At 71.9% G+C, this 18,567-nt stretch carries 17 protein-coding genes and 1 pseudogene; 11 read left to right on the top strand and 7 right to left on the bottom strand.

Annotated features, from left to right (window positions below):
* Nucleotides 1–27: 27 nt before the first annotated feature.
* The 4 genes from RBJ77_RS13475 to RBJ77_RS13460 all read right to left on the bottom strand — a co-directional run bounded on the left by RBJ77_RS13475 (nt 28) and on the right by RBJ77_RS13460 (nt 4,232).
* Nucleotides 28–990: a sugar ABC transporter substrate-binding protein gene (locus tag RBJ77_RS13475; RefSeq protein WP_372345220.1), complete on the bottom strand. Its 963-nt coding sequence runs from the start codon at nt 988–990 to the stop codon at nt 28–30.
* Nucleotides 991–1,004: 14 nt separating this feature from the next.
* The gene (locus RBJ77_RS13470; RefSeq protein ID WP_372345219.1) at nt 1,005–2,009 is read right to left on the bottom strand and encodes an ABC transporter permease; all 1,005 of its coding nucleotides are present in this window, start codon (nt 2,007–2,009) and stop codon (nt 1,005–1,007) included.
* Nucleotides 2,010–2,163: 154 nt separating this feature from the next.
* Entirely contained in the window at nt 2,164–3,654 is a 1,491-nt protein-coding gene (locus RBJ77_RS13465) for a sugar ABC transporter ATP-binding protein (RefSeq protein ID WP_372345218.1), read from the bottom strand.
* The gene (locus tag RBJ77_RS13460; RefSeq protein ID WP_372345217.1) at nt 3,651–4,232 is read right to left on the bottom strand and encodes a carboxymuconolactone decarboxylase family protein; all 582 of its coding nucleotides are present in this window, start codon (nt 4,230–4,232) and stop codon (nt 3,651–3,653) included. The genes RBJ77_RS13465 and RBJ77_RS13460 overlap by 4 nt, the downstream gene beginning before the upstream one ends.
* A 219-nt stretch (nt 4,233–4,451) precedes the next feature.
* Here RBJ77_RS13460 and RBJ77_RS13455 point away from each other — a divergent pair, with 219 nt between their 5' ends.
* The 3 genes and pseudogenes from RBJ77_RS13455 to RBJ77_RS13445 all read left to right on the top strand — a co-directional run bounded on the left by RBJ77_RS13455 (nt 4,452) and on the right by RBJ77_RS13445 (nt 6,974).
* Nucleotides 4,452–4,862, top strand: a complete 411-nt coding sequence (locus tag RBJ77_RS13455) for a cupin domain-containing protein (protein WP_372345216.1) — start codon at nt 4,452–4,454, stop codon at nt 4,860–4,862.
* Nucleotides 4,863–4,942: 80 nt separating this feature from the next.
* Nucleotides 4,943–5,871 (top strand): annotated as a pseudogene (locus tag RBJ77_RS13450) (TIGR01777 family oxidoreductase).
* A gap of 98 nt (nt 5,872–5,969) precedes the next feature.
* A complete protein-coding gene (locus RBJ77_RS13445) occupies nt 5,970–6,974 on the top strand; it encodes a TAXI family TRAP transporter solute-binding subunit (protein ID WP_372345215.1) in 1,005 nt (334 codons plus the stop codon).
* Here the strand turns inward: RBJ77_RS13445 and RBJ77_RS13440 are convergent.
* Both RBJ77_RS13440 and RBJ77_RS13435 read right to left on the bottom strand, forming a co-directional pair.
* A complete protein-coding gene (locus tag RBJ77_RS13440; protein WP_372345214.1) occupies nt 6,953–8,386 on the bottom strand; it encodes a sensor histidine kinase in 1,434 nt (477 codons plus the stop codon). The genes RBJ77_RS13445 and RBJ77_RS13440 overlap by 22 nt on opposite strands.
* A 21-nt stretch (nt 8,387–8,407) precedes the next feature.
* A complete protein-coding gene (locus RBJ77_RS13435) occupies nt 8,408–9,094 on the bottom strand; it encodes a response regulator transcription factor (protein ID WP_255976185.1) in 687 nt (228 codons plus the stop codon).
* Nucleotides 9,095–9,347: 253 nt separating this feature from the next.
* Between RBJ77_RS13435 and RBJ77_RS13430 the strand changes: the two genes are divergently transcribed.
* From RBJ77_RS13430 to RBJ77_RS13395, 8 genes are all read left to right on the top strand, one after another.
* The gene (locus RBJ77_RS13430; RefSeq protein ID WP_372345213.1) at nt 9,348–10,127 is read left to right on the top strand and encodes an amino acid ABC transporter ATP-binding protein; all 780 of its coding nucleotides are present in this window, start codon (nt 9,348–9,350) and stop codon (nt 10,125–10,127) included.
* Nucleotides 10,128–10,220: 93 nt separating this feature from the next.
* On the top strand, nt 10,221–11,060 hold the full coding sequence (locus RBJ77_RS13425) for a glutamate ABC transporter substrate-binding protein (RefSeq protein ID WP_372345212.1): 840 nt from the start codon (nt 10,221–10,223) through the stop codon (nt 11,058–11,060).
* Between the two features lie 98 nt (nt 11,061–11,158).
* On the top strand, nt 11,159–11,824 hold the full coding sequence (locus RBJ77_RS13420; protein WP_372345211.1) for an amino acid ABC transporter permease: 666 nt from the start codon (nt 11,159–11,161) through the stop codon (nt 11,822–11,824).
* Nucleotides 11,821–12,705 (top strand): amino acid ABC transporter permease, encoded by an 885-nt coding sequence (locus RBJ77_RS13415; protein WP_372345210.1) that lies wholly within the window; start codon nt 11,821–11,823, stop codon nt 12,703–12,705. Before RBJ77_RS13420 ends, RBJ77_RS13415 begins: the two co-directional genes overlap by 4 nt.
* Before the next feature lie 209 nt (nt 12,706–12,914).
* On the top strand, nt 12,915–14,537 hold the full coding sequence (locus RBJ77_RS13410; RefSeq protein ID WP_372345209.1) for an FAD-dependent monooxygenase: 1,623 nt from the start codon (nt 12,915–12,917) through the stop codon (nt 14,535–14,537).
* A 67-nt stretch (nt 14,538–14,604) separates the two neighbouring features.
* Nucleotides 14,605–14,697: a putative leader peptide gene (locus tag RBJ77_RS13405; RefSeq protein WP_361552783.1), complete on the top strand. Its 93-nt coding sequence runs from the start codon at nt 14,605–14,607 to the stop codon at nt 14,695–14,697.
* Nucleotides 14,698–14,806: 109 nt separating this feature from the next.
* Nucleotides 14,807–15,355: a cysteine dioxygenase gene (locus RBJ77_RS13400; protein ID WP_372345208.1), complete on the top strand. Its 549-nt coding sequence runs from the start codon at nt 14,807–14,809 to the stop codon at nt 15,353–15,355.
* On the top strand, nt 15,352–15,750 hold the full coding sequence (locus RBJ77_RS13395) for a rhodanese-like domain-containing protein (protein WP_372345207.1): 399 nt from the start codon (nt 15,352–15,354) through the stop codon (nt 15,748–15,750). The genes RBJ77_RS13400 and RBJ77_RS13395 overlap by 4 nt, the downstream gene beginning before the upstream one ends.
* A gap of 149 nt (nt 15,751–15,899) precedes the next feature.
* Here RBJ77_RS13395 and RBJ77_RS13390 read toward each other — a convergent pair whose 3' ends face one another.
* Nucleotides 15,900–18,440: an FtsX-like permease family protein gene (locus RBJ77_RS13390; protein ID WP_372345206.1), complete on the bottom strand. Its 2,541-nt coding sequence runs from the start codon at nt 18,438–18,440 to the stop codon at nt 15,900–15,902.
* Nucleotides 18,441–18,567 lie beyond the last annotated feature (127 nt).

Genomic DNA, 18,567 nt, shown 5'->3' with positions numbered 1-18,567 from the left:
TTTCAGCTGTTTCTCAGAAAGCACTGATTACTTGGGGCAGTACTGGGGCGCCTGGTCAACGTTGTCCGCGGTGATCAAAGTAAGGGGGACCTTACTGACTTTGTCAACCTTTTTGTCACCAAGAAGGTCGACGGTCTGCTCGACCGCCGTCTCGCCGATCGTGAGGGCCGAGTTGGACACCGTGGCCTGGAGCCGGCCGTCCTTGACGGCGGCGATCCCGTCCTCGGAGCCGTTCACCGAGACGATCTTGACCTTCTTGGCGCCGGCCGCGTCGAACGCCTTGCGCACGGCGAGGGCCATCTCCTCGTTCGCGACGAACGCGTAGTCCAGGTCGGGATGGGCCTGGATCATGTTCTCGGCGACGTCCTGCGCCTTGGCCGGGTTGAACATGCCGGGCTGGTTGGCGACGACCTTCGCGCTGCTCGGGAGCTGCTTCTCGAAGCCGCCGACGAGCAGGTCGGAGGCGGCGCCGGGGGCCCCGGCCACGATCCCGACGGTGACGTCCTCGGACCCCGCGTCCTTCGCGATCCAGTCGGCGTCCATCCGGCCGACCTCGGTGAGGTCGACGACGGCCGCACCGAGGATGTCGGAGACCTTGTCGGTGCTGACGGACGTCAGGTAGATCGGCACGCCCGCGGCCTTGGCCTTGGCGATGTCCCCGTCGAGGGCGTCGACGTTGACCGTCTGCACGATCAGGGCGTCCACGTTCCGGGAGATCATGTCCTCGATGTTGGACAGCTCGGTCCCGGCGTCCTGCTTGGAGTTGGCCGAGTAGACCTTCGCGTCCTTCGTCTTCGCGGTCTGCTCGACGGCCTTCTGCAGACAGGTGTGGAAGTGGGTGTTGGCGCCGTTGACGAAGCCGAGGGTGACGGAGCCGTCGCCGGCCCCTCCGCTGTCCGCGCTGCTGTCGGCACAGCCGGAGAGCAGCAGCGCGGTGACACCGGCGATCGAGGCCGCGAGGAGTCTGCGGGAGCGGGCGGTGGAGGTCATGTGGGTCTCACCTTTCAGTGGTGGCCGGGGTCGTTGCGGTGCTGGAAGCCGTTGATGATCGCGGCGACGAGCAACACGGCGCCGGTGACGACGAGTTGGTAGTTGCTGTTGACCTGGAGCAGGTTGAGGGCGTTGGCGACGACGCCGAGCAGGACCACGCCGAGCGCGGTGCCGACGACGGTGCCGCGGCCGCCCGCCAGTGACGTACCGCCGATGACCACGGCGGCGACGGCGGTCAACTGGGTCTGCAGCCCTGCCGTGTTGGGCGCGCTGGCGCCGAGGCGGGAGAGCAGCATCAGGCCCGCGAGACCGGCGAGGGCGCCGGCGAGCGCGTAGAGGGCGAGCTTGCGCGCGGGCACGTTGATGCCGCTGAGCCGGGCGACGTGCTCGTTGCCGCCCATCGCGAAGGCGTCCCGGCCGAACGTGGTGAACCGCATGACGAGCCCGATGAGCAGCAGGACGAGGACGGCGACCACGAGCAGCCACGGGAGGCCGGCGACGGTCGAGTTGCCGAGGGCCTGCATCTTGTCGCCGATGGTGACGCTCATGCCGTTCAGGACGAGCAGGGCGACGCCGTCGAGCAGCATCGCGGTGGCGAGCGTCGCGACGAACGGGGCGACGTTCGTGTACGTCACGACCAGCCCGTTGACCAGGCCGATCACGGCCGCGAGGACGAGCGCGACGACCACGGTCAGCGCCGTGGACCGTCCGCCGGACAGCAGCTGCGCGGCGACCGCGGTGGTCACGGCGGCGTTCGATCCCATGGAGAAGTCCATGCCGCCGGCCGTCATCAGCAGGGTGAGGCCGCCGGCGATGACGGCGTTGACGCTGATCTGGCGCAGCACGTTGAGGAGGTTCTGCGACGTGGTGAACGAGTCGGCGCGCAGGGCCGTGAAGACGATCACCACGAGGAGCACGGCAAGGAGTCCGCCGTGCGGGACGCGCCGCAGGGCGCCGCCGCCCGCGGCCGACGGTGTGTCCACCCGCTCCGGGGCGGCGGACGGGGTCTTGAGACTCACTGGGACGACCTTCCGGGGAGGGGGCGCCCGGTCAGGGGCGCGGGGCAGTTTCGGGTGGCGGCGTCGCCGCGGGACGCGAGCGGAGGGTGCGGGGGCGGCGCCCCGGCCCCGGAGCGGCGCGGCGGGCCCGCCCCCGCCGCTCCGCGCCACGCCCTCACGACGCCGCTCCGCCCACCGCGAGGGCGACCAGGTCGTCCCTGCTCAGGCCCGGCACGTCGCGCTCGGCGACCACCCGGCCCGCGCGGACCACGACGACCCGGTCCGCGAGCCGCAGCACCTCCTCGGCCGACGACGAGGCGAGCAGTACGGCGACGCCGCGCGCGGCGAGTGCGTCGACGAGGGCGTGGATGTCGGCCATCGCGGCGATGTCCACGCCGTTCGTGGGGTCCTCCAGGAAGGCGACGACCGGTTCGGTCTCCAGCCACTTGGCGAGCAGCACCTTCTGCTGGTTGCCGCCGGAGAGCGTGCCGACCGGCGGGTTCCCGGCGAGCGCGACCACCCCGTAGTTCTCGCGCAGCGGTTCGGCGCGCCGGGCCAGGTCGCCGGCGCGGTGCCAGCGGCGGCGGGCGAAGCGGTCGCCGGCGAGCATCAGGTTCTCGTCGACGGTGAGTTCGGGGACCAGGCCGAGGGCGCGCCGGTCGCCGGTGACGCAGCGCAGTCCGCTCGCCAGCGAGGCGGCCACCTTCCCGAACGGCACGGCCCGGCCGTCGATCTCGAACGCTCCGGTGTCCGGCCTGGCCCGCCCCGACAGCAGGTCGAAGAGTCCCGACTGGGCGTCCCCGGCGGGCCCGAGGACCGCCACGACCTCGCCCTTGCGCACCTGCACGGAGAAGTCACGGATCACCCGGCCGCGCCCGAGGCCCCGTACCGCCATCCCCAACTCGTCCTTGGGCGCCGGGCGTTCGGGCCGGGTGGACACGACGTCGCGGCCCACCATGTCGCGGACCAGGGACGCCGCGTCGAACTCGGCGGCCGGCCCGCTGCGGACGACGCCGCCGTCGCGCAGCACGGTGACGCGGTCGGCGATGCCCATGACCTCGTCGATGTAGTGCGAGATGTAGACGACGGCGACGCCCTCGTCGCGCAGCCTGCGCACCAGCGTCCGGATCTGCCCGGCCGCCTCGGCGCTCAGGCACGCGGTCGGCTCGTCGAGGACGAGGACCCGGCCGCCGCGCCGCACTTCGCGCGCCACCTCCACCATGGTCTGTTCGGCGACGGTGAGTTCGCCCGCGGGGCGGCGTACGTCGATGGCGAGGCCGAGGCCGGCGAGCGCCTGGCGGGCCCGGGCGTGGACGGCCCGCCAGTCGACGACGCCGCGGCTCACCGGGAGCGCGCCGAGCATGACGTTCTCGGCGACCGTGAGGCCCATCGCCAGTTCGCGGCGCTGCGGGACGAACGCGATGCCGAGGCGGCGGGCGCGGCGCACGGTGAGGCCGGGGTGGGCGTGCCCGTCGACCTCGACCGTGCCGCGATCGGCCTGGTGGACGCCGGAGAGGACCTGGACGAGCGTCGACTTGCCCGCACCGTTCATGCCCATCAGGGCGTGCACCTCGCCGGGGTACAGGTCGAGGTCGACGTCCCGGAGGGCGGCGGCGCCGCCGAAGCTCTTGGTGACGCCGCGGACGCGCAGCACCGGCCCCGTCACGACCGGGCCGCCCGGCCGTACCCGTGGATGTCGGGGAACGGCGGTTCCTTGTCGGCCTGGAGGTCCACCTGGAAGGTGTTGAGGCACATGCCGAGCATGGTGAAGTTGCCCAGCGCCCCGATCGTGTCGACGAGTCCCTGCGGGCCGAAGTGGCCGAGGGCGGCGGCGAAGGTCGCGTCGGAGACGAAGTGGTCGTCGAGCACCTCGTGCGCGAACTGGAAGAAGGCCTGGTCGGCGGGGTCGTCGAAGGCGACGTCGGCGTACCGCCGCTCGGCGATCGCGCGGACGGCCGGCTCCGGGACGCCGGCCTCGACCGCCTGGTGCACATGGGCGTTCCAGGAGTACTGGGCGTCCCAGTGCCGCGCCGCAAGGAGCAGCGCCAGTTCCCGCAGCCGCTTGGGCAGCGAGCAGTCGAAGCGGGCGAACGCCCCCAGGGAGTCGGCCCGTTCGGCCATCTCGGGGCTGTGCAGCCAGACCCGGAACGGGCCGCGCACCGCACCCCGCCTGCCGGCGATCCGCGCGGCCAGCTCCCGCTGGCGCTCGGTCATTTCCTCTTCGGTGAGTACGGGGAGCCTCATGGCCGGGATCCGCCTTTACATCCGGGCACGGTCCGGTTTCGCCGTGCGACGGTGGCCGACCGTACCCCCGCATCCACCGCCGTCGATCCCTCCGGGAATGCAAGGTAAAGCTGCACGCCGGACGGCATCCGCCGACGCTGAAAGGCTCTTAATCTCGGTCGGCGCGGCACCCGTGGAGAGCTCCGGGCCGCATCCCACCGGACCCAGGGAAGGACCCGGATGACCACGATCATCAAGGCGGCGGAGGTCGCGCTCCTCGACCGCGGCGGCGCCGTCGTGACGACCCCGCTGATCACCACCTCGTCCGCGGGCGGCGAGAACCGGATCACCAGCGGCATCAGCGTGTATCCGGTCGGTTCCGGCGCCCCGCTGCACTCGCACAACTGCGACGAGCACGTCACGGTCCTCGACGGCGAGGCCGAGGTCGTGGTCGACGGCGAGGTGACGCGGCTGACCCGCCACGACACCACGTACGTCCCGTCGCCGATCCCCCACCTCTTCCGCAACGTGGGAGACGGCCCGCTGCGCATCCTGTGGGTCTACAGCTCGGGTCACGTCACGCGGACGTTCACGGAGACCGGCCGGACCGTGGAGCACCTGTCGGCCGACGACCAGATGGGCAAGGACTGACCCGCCCGCCCTGCATGGCACCCCTCACGGTATTTTGAACGTGTTCAACTCACCGTCGGGGGAGCCATGAAGGGGGAGCCATGAAGGTCGTACTGCCGGGCGGCACGGGACAGGTGGGCGGCGTGCTGCGCCGCGCGCTGACGGCGGCGGGGCACGAGGTGACCGTCCTGAGCCGGCGCCCCACGCGCGCGGGCGACGTGAAGTGGGACGGTCGCACCAGGGGCCGTGGGCGAAGGAGCTCGACGGCTGCGACGTCGTCGTCAACCTGGCCGGGCGCAGCGTCAGTTGCCGCTACACCCCCGCCAACCTCCAGGCGAGGATGGACTCCCGCGTCGACTCGGCCCGCGCCGTCGGCGAGGCGATCGCGGGCGCGGCCCGGCCGCCCGCCCTGTGGCTGCAGATGAGCACCGCCACGATCTACGCCCACTCCCACGACACCGCGCACGACGAGGCGAGCGGCGTCATCGGCGGCACCGAACCCGGCGTCCCCGCCTACTGGGCGTACAGCGTGCGGATCGCCAGGGCGTGGGAGCGGGCGCAGGAGGAGGCCGACACCCCGGACACCCGCAAGGTCGCCCTGCGCGCGGCCATGGTCATGAGCCCGGACCGGGGCGGGGTCTTCGACGTGCTGTCCCGGATGGTCCGCCTCGGCCTCGGCGGACCGGTCGCGGGCGGCCGCCAGTACATGTCGTGGATCCACGACCGGGACTTCGTGCGCGCGGTCGAGTTCCTCACCGCCCGCGAGGACCTGACGGGACCGGTGAACCTCGCGGCCCCGCAGCCGCTCCCCCAGCGCGACTTCATGCGCGTCCTGCGCCGGGCCCGGCGCGTCCCCGTCGGCCTGCCGGCCACGCGCGCGATGGCGGAGCTCGGCGCCTTCGCGCTGCGTTCGGACACGGAGCTGCTCCTCAAGAGCCGCCGGGTGGTCCCCGGCCGGCTCCTGGACGCCGGTTTCTCCTTCGCGCACGAGCGGTGGGAGACGGCCGCACGGGATCTCGTGAGCCGCTGAGGCCCCGGCCGCAGGGGGCGCGGCCGTCACCGGGCGTGACCGCCCACGGACGCCTTCGGGCCTGGTCAGTGGCCGGTCCCAGCTGGCAGGATCGCGACATGCCACCGGCCCCCTTCCAGACGTTCCGCCCGACCCGCCGTCGCGCCCTCACCGGCTCGACGGTCGGCCTCGTGGTGTTCGGGCTGCTGCTGTGGTGGCTGCTGCCGCTGGGCGAGCGGTCGCCCAGCGGCTCGGTGACCTTCTCCACGGGAGCGCGCACCGGCGTCTACGAGAAGTACGGGAACCTCCTCAAGACGGCGCTGGCCCGCGACCTGCCCGGCCTCGACGTCTCGCTCACCGGCAGCGAGGGCTCCTGGGACAACGTGGAGCGGGTGGCCACCGGCAAGGCGGACTTCACCATCGCGGCGGCCGACGCGGTGGCGAAGTACCAGTTCCAGGACCGCCCCGGCGCCCTGCGGCTGCGCGGCTGCGCCCGGCTCTACGACGACTACATGCAGCTCGTCGTGCCGCGGGACTCCCCCGTGCAGAACGTCGCCGACCTGCGGGGCAAGCGGGTGGCCGTGGGAGGCGGGGCGTCCGGGGTGCGGCTGATCGCGGACCGGGTGCTGCAGGCGGCCGGGCTCGACCTCGACACGGACATCACGCCCGTGGGGATCGGCATAGACACCATGCCGAGCGCCCTCAAGTCCGGCGAGATCGACGCGTTCTTCTGGTCGGGCGGACTGCCCACCAACCACGTCCGCGAGCTGTCGAAGGAGTTCCCTGTCCGGCTCGTCGAGCTCGGCAGGCTCGTGGAGAAACTGCACAAACTGGGCGAATCCTCGCGCTACTACCGTGCTGCGGTGATGCCCGCCGACGCCTATCCGGCCGCGCAGCGCGGCAAGGCCGTCAGCACGCTGGCCGTGGCGAACCTGCTGGTGACGACCGACCGCACGGATCCCGCGCTGACCGAGGCCGTGACCCGTACGGTCATCGACAGCCGCGACCACATCGGCACCGAGGTGCACGCGGCCCAGCTCGTCGACCTGAGGACCGCCGTCTACACGGACCCGCTCGCGCTGCACGAGGGCGCGCGCCGCTACTACCGCTCGGTCAAACCCTGAACCGTCGTCGGCGCCGGGGCCGTGCGCGGCACCCGGACCGTCACCTTCAGGCCGTGCGGCTCGTGGTGCGCGTACGCGATGGAGCCGCCGCCCGCCGTGAGCAGCGCGCGCGAGATGGACAGGCCGAGTCCTGAGCCCTTGACGTTCTGGTGCCGGCCACTGCGCCAGAACCGGTCGCCGATCCGGGCCAGCTCCTCCGCGCGCAGGCCGGGGCCGCCGTCGGCGACCTCGACGGACGTGCTCCCGCCGTTCGCCCGGACGGTGACGCGGACCTCCTGCCCCGGGGGCGTGAACTTCAGCGCGTTGTCCACCACCGCGTCCAGGGCGCTGGACAGCGCGACCGGGTCGGCCCAGCCGGTCACCGCGGGGCAGTCGGCGACCAGCCGTACGCCCTTCTCGTCGGCGGTCAGCCGCCACGCCTCGACCCGCTCGGCGGCCAGCTCACCGATGTCGGTCAGCCGCAGGTCAGCCGCCGTGTGCTCGGCAAGCGCCAGGTCGAGCAGATCGTCCAGGACCCGGGCCAGGCGCTTGCCCTCGGCCCGTACGGACGCGATCTCCTCGTTCCCCTCCGGCAGTTCGTACGACAGGACCTCGATGCGCAGCAGCAGGGCGGCCAGCGGATTGCGCAGCTGGTGCGAGGCGTCGGCGACGAAGGCGCGCTGCTGCTCCAGGACGTCCTCGACGTTGTCGGCCATCTCGTTGAACGACCGGGCCAGGCGGCGCAGTTCCGGCGGGCCGCCGGCCGCCGCGACGCGCGACTTGAGCCGCCCCGTGGCGATGTCGTGCGTCGTCGCGTCGAGCACCCGCACGGGGCGCAGCACCCACCCCGTCAGGCGCAGCGCGGCGCCCACCGCCAGCAGCATCGCCGCCGCCTCGCCCGCCGCGATGATCAGCCAGCCGCGCAGCGTCTTGGCGCGCATCGTGCCGGTCGGCGACTCGGTGACGACGACGGCGACCACGTCCCCGTCCCTGACCACCGGCGAGGCGACCACGAGACGGCCCTGCTGCCACGGCCACACCTGCGGCGGGTCGTGGCTGCCGCGCGAGTACATCGCCTCGTCGAACGCCGACCGCAGCTGCCCGTCGCCCGGCACCCGGAAGTCGCCCGGCGCCCGCCCCATGGGGTCGAGGTTCCGGTAGAAGACGCCCGCCTTTATGCCGTACACGTCGTGGTAGCGGGCGAGTTCCTTCTGCAGGGTCTGCTGCCGCTCGTCCGTCACGTCCACCCCGTCCTCGCTCGCCCGCGTGGTCACGAACTGGGCGAGGGAGGCGAACCGGGCGGTGTCGTCGATCCGGTCCACGACGACCTTCTGCTGCTGCGCGGACGCGACGCTGACCGCCAGCGGGAAGCCGAGCGCGAGCAGCACGCCGGCCATGAGGACGATGAGGAGCGGAAGCAGGCGTGCGCGCACGCGGCGACCCTACGGCTTCCGCTACGCGGCCGGAGCGACGAGCCGGTACCCGACGCCGCGCACGGTCTCGATGAGGGCGGGCATCCGCAGCTTGGACCGCAGGGACGCGACGTGCACCTCCAGGGTGCGCCCCGTCCCCTCCCAACTGGTGCGCCACACCTCGCTGATGATCTGCTCACGCCGGAAGACGACCCCCGGCCGCTGCGCGAGCAGGGCCAGCAGGTCGAACTCCTTGCGGGTGAGCTGGACGGCCGCGCCGTCCACCGTGACCTGCCGGGTGGGCAGGTCGATCACCACGCCGCCGAGCTGCACCTCGTGCTCGCTCGTGGGGGCGGGCTCCTCCTGGGCGGTGCGCCGGCTGACGGCGTGGATGCGGGCCAGCAGCTCGCCGGTGTCGTACGGCTTCACCACGTAGTCGTCCGCGCCGAGGTTGAGCCCGTGGATGCGGGACCGTACGTCCGCGCGCGCGGTCACCATGATCACCGGCGTCGACGTCCGCTTGCGGATCTTCCCGCACACCTCGTAGCCGTCCTGGTCGGGCAGCCCCAGGTCGAGCAGCACGACCCCGAAGGCGTCCGCCTCCGGGACGAGCGCCTGGAGCGCCTCCTCGCCACTGCGCGCGTGCCGCACCGTGAAGCCGTGCCGGGCCAGGACGGCCGACAGCGCGGCGGCCACATGATCGTCGTCCTCGACGAGCAGCAGTCTCATTTCGGCCCCCTCACCCGGTCCGGTCCCTGAAGTTCACCAAGGCATCCACGCCGATACATAAGGACGACGTCAAGAGGCTTCTGGTTACGTCCGGGTTCCGTTATGCAGCCGGTACGTACCACCCACGCCCCCTTCACGCGTAGTGTCCGGTTGCGGCCGGATCGTTATGCTCAATTTCCCCTCAGATGTAATGACGCTGGTCGTACCGGGTTACTACTGTCCTCCCAACCGAGGAGGATGGAGCAAGACCCCGATGACCGAAGTTTCGGTGACCAAGGACGCCACTCCCCCTGCGGGCGACGCACTGGTCGCACTGAGCCAAGTGAACAAGCACTTCGGCGCCCTGCACGTGCTCCAGGACATCGACCTGACCATCGCCCGGGGCGAGGTCGTCGTCGTCATCGGCCCGTCGGGCTCCGGCAAGTCGACGCTGTGCCGCACGATCAACCGCCTGGAGGCGGTGGATTCCGGCGCGATCACGATCGACGGCAAGCCGCTGCCCCAGGAGGGCAAGGAGCTGGCCCGGCTGCGCGCGGACGTGGGCATGGTCTTCCAGTCCTTCAACCTCTTCGCGCACAAGACGGTGCTCGAGAACGTGATGCTGGGCCAGGTCAAGGTCCGCAAGACGGACAAGAAGGCCGCCGAGGAGAAGGCGCGAGCCCTCCTCGACCGGGTCGGCGTCGGCACGCAGGCGGACAAGTACCCCGCCCAGCTCTCCGGCGGTCAGCAGCAGCGCGTCGCCATCGCGCGGGCGCTGGCGATGGACCCGAAGGTGATGCTCTTCGACGAGCCGACCTCCGCGCTCGACCCGGAGATGATCAACGAGGTCCTCGAGGTGATGCAGCAGCTCGCCCGGGACGGCATGACGATGGTGGTGGTCACGCACGAGATGGGCTTCGCCCGCTCCGCGGCCAACCGCGTCGTCTTCATGGCGGACGGCCGCATCGTCGAGGAGGCCGTCCCCGACCAGTTCTTCAGCAACCCGCGCAGCGATCGGGCCAAGGACTTCCTGTCGAAGATCCTGCACCACTAGACACACGCCGCGCCCGTGGCGCCGACCGGCCCCCCGCGCGCGTGTGTTGACCTCTCCCTCCTGCTGAATCTGCCGACACGAAGGATGTTCACCATGAAGCTCCGCAAGGTCACCGCGGCGGCCTCCGTCGCCCTCGCCCTCGCCGTCACCGCCACTGCTTGCGGTGGCGACGACAGCGACGGCGACAAGGGTTCGTCGGGCGGCAAGAAGATCACCATCGGTATCAAGTTCGACCAGCCGGGCATCGGCCAGAAGACGCCGGACGGCAAGTACACCGGCTTCGACGTCGACGTCGCCACGTACGTCGCCAAGCAGCTCGGTTACAGCGCGGGCAACATCGAGTGGAAGGAAGCCAAGAGCGCCGACCGCGAGACGATGCTGCAGCGCGGCGACGTGGACTTCATCGCCGCCTCGTACTCGATCAACGACGAGCGCGCCGCCAAGGTCGACTTCGCCGGCCCGTACCTCCTGGCCCACCAGGACGTCCTGATCCGTGCGAACGACAACACGATCAAGGACCCGAAGGACCTGAACAACAAGAAGCTCTGTTCGGTCACGGGCTCCACGTCGGCGCAGAACGTCAAGGACGAGCTGGCCCCCAAGGCCCAGCTCCAGGAGTACGGCGGCTACTCGGAGTGCCTGACGGGTGTCGAGAACAAGGCGATCGACGCCCTCACCACCGATGACTCGATCCTCGCCGGTTACGCCTCGCAGGCCGAGTTCAAGGGCAAGTTCAAGCTCGGCGGCTTCAAGATGACCAACGAGAACTACGGCATCGGCGTCAAGAAGGGCAGCGACCTCAAGGCCAAGATCAACACGGCCCTGGAGAAGATGGTCTCGGACGGTTCCTGGGACAAGGCCGTGAAGGCCAACTTCGGCCCGGCGAACTACAAGAACGAGCCCGCGCCGAAGATCGGCAACATCGTCAAGTGACGCGGTGACGCAGGGCGCGGCCGTCCGTCCGAAAGGGTGGACCGCCGCGCCCTCCTCACATCTGGCAGCCCTCCACACACGCGGAAGCGCGGGAGATCGTGTTCGACTTTCTTGAAGGTTACGACCTGCTGGGAGCGTTCTGGGTGACGGTGAAACTCACCGCTCTCTCAGCCGTCGGCTCCCTCATATGGGGAACCCTGCTGGCCGGCATGCGAGTCGGCCCGGTCCCCGTGATGCGCGGCTTCGGCACCGCGTACGTCAACATCGTGCGGAACATTCCGCTGACCATCATCATCGTGTTCACCTCGCTGGGTCTGAACCAGACGATGAACATCACGCTCGGCGCCACGGACTTCAGCGCGATCAACTTCCGCCTGGCGGTGCTCGGGCTGACCGCCTACACGTCGGCGTTCGTCTGCGAGGCACTGCGCTCCGGCATCAACACGGTGCCGCTCGGCCAGGCCGAGGCCGCCCGTGCGATCGGTCTGAGCTTCAGCCAGACCCTGCGCCTGGTGATCCTCCCGCAGGCCTTCCGCTCCGTCGTGGGCCCCCTGACGAACGTGCTGATCGCCCTCACCAAGAACACCACGGTCGCCTCGGCGATCGGTGTGGCTGAGGCCGCGTACCTCATGAAGGGCATGATCGAGAACGAGGCCCAGCTCCTCCTCATCTCGGCCGTCTTCGCCTTCGGCTTCATCGTCCTGACCCTTCCGACCGGTCTGATCCTCAATTGGGTCGGCAAGAAGCTGGCGGTGAAGCGATGACCTCGGTCCTCTTCGACACGCCCGGCCCCCGGGCCAAGCGGCGCAACCTCCTCTACACGCTGCTCTTCGTGGTCGTCTTCGCCGCCGTCGCCTGGTGGGTGTTCAAGGCGCTCGACGACAAGAACCAGCTCGACTGGGTGAAGTGGAAGCCGTTCTTCACCGACAGCCGCGCCTGGTCGACGTACATCTGGCCGGGTCTCGAGAACACCCTCAAGGCCGCCGCGTTCGCCATGGTGATCGCGCTGCCGCTCGGTGCGTTCTTCGGGATCGCGCGCCTCTCCGACCACCTGTCGGTGCGTCTCCCGTCCAGCGTGGTCATCGAGTTCTTCCGCGCCATCCCGGTCCTCCTGCTGATGCTGTTCGCGAACGAGGCGTACGCCAAGTTCACCAACGTGTCCACGGAAGACCGTCCGCTCTACGCCGTCGTCACCGGCCTGGTGCTCTACAACGCCTCGGTGCTCGCCGAGGTCGTCCGCGCCGGCATCCTGGCCCTGCCCAGGGGCCAGTCCGAGGCGGCCTACGCCATCGGTCTGCGCAAGGGCCAGACGATGCGCTCGATCCTGCTCCCGCAATCGGTGACCGCGATGCTGCCGGCCATCGTCAGCCAGCTGGTCGTCATCGTGAAGGACACCGCGCTGGGCGGCGCCATGCTCACGTTCTCCGAACTGCTCGCGTCCGTCCGCCCGCTGAGCGCCGCCTACGGAGCGAACACCATCGCGTGCTTCACGATCGTGGCGTGCATCTTCGTGGCGATCAACTTCGCGCTCACCACGTTCGCCTCGTGGCTCGAGAAGCGGCTGCGGCGGGCGAAGAAGTCGACGGGCGCGGTGCTGCCCGCGGCAGCCGTCGCCGGCAGCCAGTCGGCAGGCGCCGAGTTCTGACAGATCGTCGGACGGGTCACTCGACCGGTCGAGGTACCACGGAGGCAGTGGCATGATCGCCACTGCCTCCGTCACTTGACGCAAGCACCGGCAATGGGTTGCATACGCTCTGTGAACGCGCACCCCGCTCCAACTGCCCGTCCTTGCACGTCCAGTACGCCGCCCGCACCGTCTCACGGGCCGCTTCTCGGGGCAGGAGGAGCTGCGCCGTGGATCCGGTGATCGTCGTCGGCGCGGGCCCCGTGGGGCTCACGCTGTCCCTCGCCCTCGCGCGTCAGGGCGTACCGTCCGTGGTGCTCGACGAGGGCCCGGGCAAGGACGAGCAGCGGCCCGCCCGCACCGTCGTCCTGCGGGAGGACACCGCGGCACTCGTCGAACGGCTCGCCGGCCCGGCCTTCGACGGCCTCGGCGCCCGCTGGACCGGCTGGCGCTCGCTGCGCCGCAAACAGGAGATGCGCGCCCTGACCTTCGGGGAGCCGGGCGACCCGATGCCCGCCCCGCTGCACGTCGCCCAGCACGATCTGACCGGCGCGCTGCGCGCGGCCGTCGCGCAGGAACGCCTGATCAAGGTCGCCGTCGACAGCCGCCTGGACTCCATCGAGGAGGAGCGGACCGGTCTGACCGCGCACACCCGCGGCCCCAAGGGCACCTGGTGGCGGGGCAGTTATCTGGTCGGCTGCGACGGCCCCCGCTCCACGGTCCGCAAGCTCCTCGACATCCGCTTCCCCGGCCGCACCGCCGTCGAACGACACGCGGTGGCCGCGCTGCGCACGGAACTTCCGTGGCCCGGTGAGGCGTTGCTCCATCGGAGCCCTCCGTGGCGGACCTCGGGTCCCTCGGGCTCGGAGGTCGTCGGCCGCCCCCTCGCCGACGGCGTCTGGCGCCTGGACTGGCTGCTGCCGCCCCGCAGCGACCTGGTGACCCCGGACGTCCTGGTGACGCGCATCCGGGAGACCCTCGCGGGCTGGTGCGGAGGCTCCACCCCGCCGTACGAGCTGCTCGACACGGGCGTGCACACCGTCCACCACCGGCTCGCCCGCCGCTGGCGCGTGGGCCGGGCCTTCCTCGCGGGGGACGCCGCGCACCTGCTGGGCGCACTCGGCACCCAGGGCCTGGACGAGGGGCTGCGCGACGCGGACAACCTCGCCTGGAAGCTGGCCCTGGCCTGGCACGAAGGCCCGCGCCCGGTGCCCGGCACGCTGCTCGACAGCTATCAGGCCGAGCGCCGCGCCGTCGTCGCGGGCCGGCTGCGCGCCGCCGACCAGGCGCTGCCGATACTGCGCGGCGGCGGAGGGCTGCGGTCCTACGTGCCCGGGTCGGCGCGCGGCCATGACACGTTGCTCACGGACGGTCACCTGGGGCACGGTCCGCTCGGTGCGCCGGGGGCGTACGCCGATTCCCCGCTCGCGCCCGAACGCACCGAGTCGCAGGTGGAGGTCGGCACGGCGATCGGCGCACCGATCGCCGACGTGCGGGTGACGGCGCCCGACGGCTCGTTCGCCCGCCTCCGCGACCGGCTCGGCCTCGGGCAACTGCTCGTCGTCCTCGTCGCGCCCGGCACCGGCGTGTGGGAGCGCAAGCACTGGGTGTCGGCGGGCCTGATGCCCCGGCTCGCGGCGGCGGTCACCGCGCTGCCCCACGAGGCCGAGCTGCTCGTCGCGGAGAGCTACCCGGAGGCCGCCGCGCACACCGTGCTGCTGATCCGGCCCGACGGCCACCTGGTGACCGCACTGAGCGGGGTCCGCCCCGCCGAGCTGTACGAGGCGGCGCGCACGGCCCTCGGCGGGCCGGCACCGGACGGAGAGCCGGTGGAGAGCGCGGCCGGCGCCTGATGAGCGGGGCGGTGGGTGCGCCGGTCGCCGGTTGACCGGCACCCACCGCCATGGTGTACTCCGGAGCGTGACGACGATCGACACCAATGTGCGCCTGTGGCGGAGGGTCCATATGGACCTCGTCCGCTATGCGGGCTGCGTGTGTCGCCCGTCCTGCTGAATTCGCATCCTTCCTCCTTCCGCGCGCCCGCCCTCCGGTGCGGTGCCTCCGGCACCCCTGCACCCGGCACCCGTGGCGCGCGTCCTTCGCGAACTCCAGGACGGCACCCGTGTCACTGCCCACGTCTTCCCGTACTTCCACGGCCACCGCGACCGGCGAACAGACCGCGCCCACCCAGGCCGACCTCCTCGACTTCGTCCGCCGCACGGCCGCGGACCGCGACCTCATCGACTCCCTCCCGCTCGACCCCGAGGGCCGCACCTGGGTCCGGCTCGAAGGGCCGGGCGGCAGCGAGGCCTGGCTGATCGGCTGGCCGCCGGGCACCGGCACCGGCTGGCACGACCACGCCGAGTCCGTCGGCGCGTTCCTCACCGCGTCCGGCGAGCTCACCGAGAACTCGCTCGCCGCCCGGCTCCCCACCGACGGCTGGCAGACCCTGGAGCTCTCCGAAGGAGTCGACAGGGAGCGGCAGTTGACGGCGGGCAAGGGCCGCGCCTTCGGCCGCCACCACGTCCACGAGGTCCTGAACGAGTCCACCACCGAGCACGCCGTCTCGGTGCACGCCTACTACCCACCACTGCCGCAGATCCGCCGCTACAGCCGTACGGGCCAGGTGCTGCGTCTCGAGTCGGTGGAGCGCCCGGAGGACTGGCAGTGAGCACCCACGATCGCGTCGGGATCGACGAGTTGCTGGAGCGGGTACGCGCCGGGCTCGACCGTGTGGAGCCCCGCGACGCCTTCGCCGCGGCCACCGCCGGCCGGGCCCTCCTGGTCGACATCCGGTACGCCGCACTGCGCGAGCGCGACGGGCTGATCCCCGGCGCCCTGGTGGTCGAGCGCAACGAACTGGAGTGGCGCCTCGACCCGCAGGGCAGCCACCGCGCCCCGGAGGCCACGGACCACGACCTCCACGTCGTGGTCGTCTGCAACGAGGGCTACGCGTCGAGCCTCGCGGCCGCGTCCCTGCGGCAGCTGGGGCTGCACCGGGCGACGGACCTGGTGGGCGGGTTCCAGGCGTGGCGGGCCGCGGGTCTGCCGGTGGCCGAGGAGTGAGGGCCGGCGGCGAGGCATGACGGTGGGCGCCCCTTGCGTAAGGGGCGCCCACCATTGCGAAGTAACCCCTACTCCTTCATTGCGAAGTGGCCGTTACTCCTTGCTCGTTACTCCTTGCTCGTCACTCCTCGCCCGTCACTCCTCGCCCGTCACTCCTTGCCTGTCGCGAGGGTGACCGGGCGCGTCCTCAGGGCGAACCGTCCGGGCAGCGACGTCGCGGTGAGGGCGAGCAGTCCGGCCACCGCGACCACGGCGACGTAGACCAGCGGCAGGACCGCCGGGGCCGCCGTGCCCGTCATCCCGAGGCTGAAGGCGGTGAGCACGGCCAGCGCGATGCCGCTGCCGAGGCCCACCCCCATGAGGACGACGGTCAGGGCCTCCACCCGCAGCATCCGCAGGACCTGCCGCCGGGTCGCCCCGGCGAGGCGGAGCAGCGCGAACTCGCGCATCCGCTCGGACACCGACATCGCCAGGGTGTTGACGACGGCGATGGCGGTGAAGGCGAGGACGAGTGCCATGGCCAGGAGGTTGACCTCGGCGTTGGCCTGCTGGCGCGCCTCCTGGAGCCCGTCGGCCGCGCTCGGCGAGAGGACCCGCACGCCCGGGAACTCACGCAGGGTCGCCGCGAGTTGTCCGTGTGTACGGCTGGTGGAGACGAGCACGGAGGAGGCGAGCGGATTGTCGACGTGGCGGGACAGCAGGGTGTGGGCGACGGTCAGATCGCCGAAGCCGAGCCCTCGGGCGTAGACGGCGGCGACCGTGAGCGTGACGGGCGTGCCGTCGCCGAGCGTCACCTTCAAGGGGCTGCCGGGCCTCAAGTGCAGCTGATCGGCGGCGAGTTCACTGACGGCGACCGAGCGCGCCCCGAAACCGTCGAGTGAGCCCCGGGTGACGTCCGGGTCCCAGGTGCGGGTGAGTCCGGCCGTCGTGACGCCCTGCGCCGGGTACTTGTCGAGGCCGACGCGGACGGTGGAGCGGACGATCTCCGTGGCGGTGGTGCCCCGGTCCGTACGCAGCGTGCGCACGGCTCCTTCGGGTACGCCAGGACCCTGCGCCGCGAGCACCCAGTCGGCACGGACCCCGTCGCGCACCTGGGCGCGGGCGGCGTCGCCGAGGGTGGGCTGGACGAACAGGACGGTGCAGGTCATGCCGACGAGGAGGGTGAGCGGGGTGACGGCGGCGGCCATCCGCGCGGCGTTGCCCCGGAGGTTGGCGACGGCGAGCCGGGCCCCGGGACCGGCCAGCCGCATCGGCCGGCCGATGACGCCCATGGTCGCCCGGACGAGCAGCGGTCCGAGCAGGGAGACGGCGACGGCGAGGACGACAACGGCCAGGAAGGTCACGGGGGTCGACGCCGCCTCGGTGCGCAGCCCGCCGAGGACCACGACGAGCACGGTGCCGCCCGCGAGGGCGACGAGCCCGGCGACGATCCGTGCCACGGCGGGGCGGGGTGCCTCCGCGCTCGCCTCGGAGAGGGCCTCGGCGGGCCGGATCCGGGCGATGCGGCGGGCGGCCAGGCGGGCGGCGGCCCAGGCGCCCAGCAGGGTCGCGGCGAGGGCGGCGGCCATCGGGAAGAAGCTCACGGTCCGCTCCAAGGTGGGCGGCACGGCGCCGAGTTCGACGAACCGCCGGTACAGCACGCCACCGAGCGGCAGCCCGGCCAGTGCGCCCGCGGCCCCGGCCACGGCACCGACGAGCAGCGCCTCACGGCCGAGCAGCCCCCGGATCTGGCGCGGGGTGGCGGCGATGGCGCGCAGCAGCGCCAGTTCGCGGTGCCGCTGCTGCACCGACAGGGCGAAGGTGCCGACGACCACGAGGACCGCGACGAGCAGGGACGTGCCGCCCATGGCGCCGCCCATGCTGACGAGCTTCACGCGGGCGGCGGAGGCGTCCAGGAACTCGACCGGGCCCCGCGCGTCCCCCACGGTCACACGGGCCTTCGTCCCGTCGAGCGCCTTCACGAGCGCCTGCTTCAACGCGCCGGTGTCCTGGCCCCGTTCGGGCACGACACCGATGGCCGTGACCTGCCCGGGCCGGGCGGCGAGCCGCTCCGCCTCAGCGGCGGAGAAGAACAACGACGTCTGGTGGGTGACGCTCGCACCCGCGCCCGGTGCGGCGACGCCCGAGACCCGGTAGGTGCGCGGGTCCTGCGTGGACTGCACGGTGAGCCGGTCGCCGGGCGCGAGACGGGCCCGCGCCGCGAGGTCCCGGTCCACCACGACGTCATGGGCGGAGCGGGGCGCGGTACCGGCGGCCAGTCGATAGGGCGTCAGCTCCGCGGACGCCCAGGCGTGCCCGAGGGCGGGCCGCTCGGCGTCCGCCACCCCGGGGGCCAACGGCTGTGCGGGAAAGGTGAGTTCGGGCAGAGCCCGCCGCACACCGGGTACGGCCCGGACGGTCCGTACGGCGTCCTGCGTCAGCCAGGCCCGCTCGGCGAGCGGCTTGGCCTTGTGCTTGACCTTCGTCTTGCCCTTCTTGTGCTTGACGATGGTCTGGTGGACGTCCTGGTCCGCGGAGACGAGCAGCGGGGCCGCCGCATAGCGCTCGGTGCGGACCTTGCCACGCAGCCCGGTCTCCAGGAGCGTGCCGCAGGCCGTGATGAGTGCGGCCGCGCACATGAGGGCGAGGAAGGCGCCCAGGAAACCGCCCTTGCGGTCCCGGACGGTCTGCAGGGCGTACCGCAGCATCATGAGGTCCCGCCCGGGTGAGCCGTGCGCATCGTCGAAGTCATGCGCTCACGATCGCCCTCATGCCCCCTCCGTGGCATTGCGGCGATCCGGCGTCTTGACCCGGGGGTAAACCCCACCGTCGTGAGCC

The organism is Streptomyces sp. KL116D, assembly GCF_030766975.1.
Lineage (GTDB): Bacteria > Actinomycetota > Actinomycetes > Streptomycetales > Streptomycetaceae > Streptomyces > Streptomyces longispororuber_A.
The sequence above is the reverse complement of the archived record's forward strand: the minus strand, read 5'-3'. Positions and strand labels throughout refer to the sequence as shown.

Excerpts from the sequence above, each read along its gene's own strand:
- RBJ77_RS13425 (WP_372345212.1), top strand. The coding sequence starts at position 10,221 with ATGAAGCTCCGCAAGGTCACCGCGGCGGCCTCCGTCGCCCTCGCCCTC.
- RBJ77_RS13415 (WP_372345210.1), top strand. The coding sequence starts at position 11,821 with ATGACCTCGGTCCTCTTCGACACGCCCGGCCCCCGGGCCAAGCGGCGC.
- RBJ77_RS13430 (WP_372345213.1), top strand. The coding sequence starts at position 9,348 with ATGACCGAAGTTTCGGTGACCAAGGACGCCACTCCCCCTGCGGGCGAC.
- RBJ77_RS13460 (WP_372345217.1), bottom strand. The coding sequence starts at position 4,232 with ATGAGGCTCCCCGTACTCACCGAAGAGGAAATGACCGAGCGCCAGCGG.
- RBJ77_RS13445 (WP_372345215.1), top strand. The coding sequence starts at position 5,970 with ATGCCACCGGCCCCCTTCCAGACGTTCCGCCCGACCCGCCGTCGCGCC.
- RBJ77_RS13475 (WP_372345220.1), bottom strand. The coding sequence starts at position 990 with ATGACCTCCACCGCCCGCTCCCGCAGACTCCTCGCGGCCTCGATCGCC.
- RBJ77_RS13390 (WP_372345206.1), bottom strand. The coding sequence starts at position 18,440 with ATGATGCTGCGGTACGCCCTGCAGACCGTCCGGGACCGCAAGGGCGGT.
- RBJ77_RS13435 (WP_255976185.1), bottom strand. The coding sequence starts at position 9,094 with ATGAGACTGCTGCTCGTCGAGGACGACGATCATGTGGCCGCCGCGCTG.
- RBJ77_RS13455 (WP_372345216.1), top strand. The coding sequence starts at position 4,452 with ATGACCACGATCATCAAGGCGGCGGAGGTCGCGCTCCTCGACCGCGGC.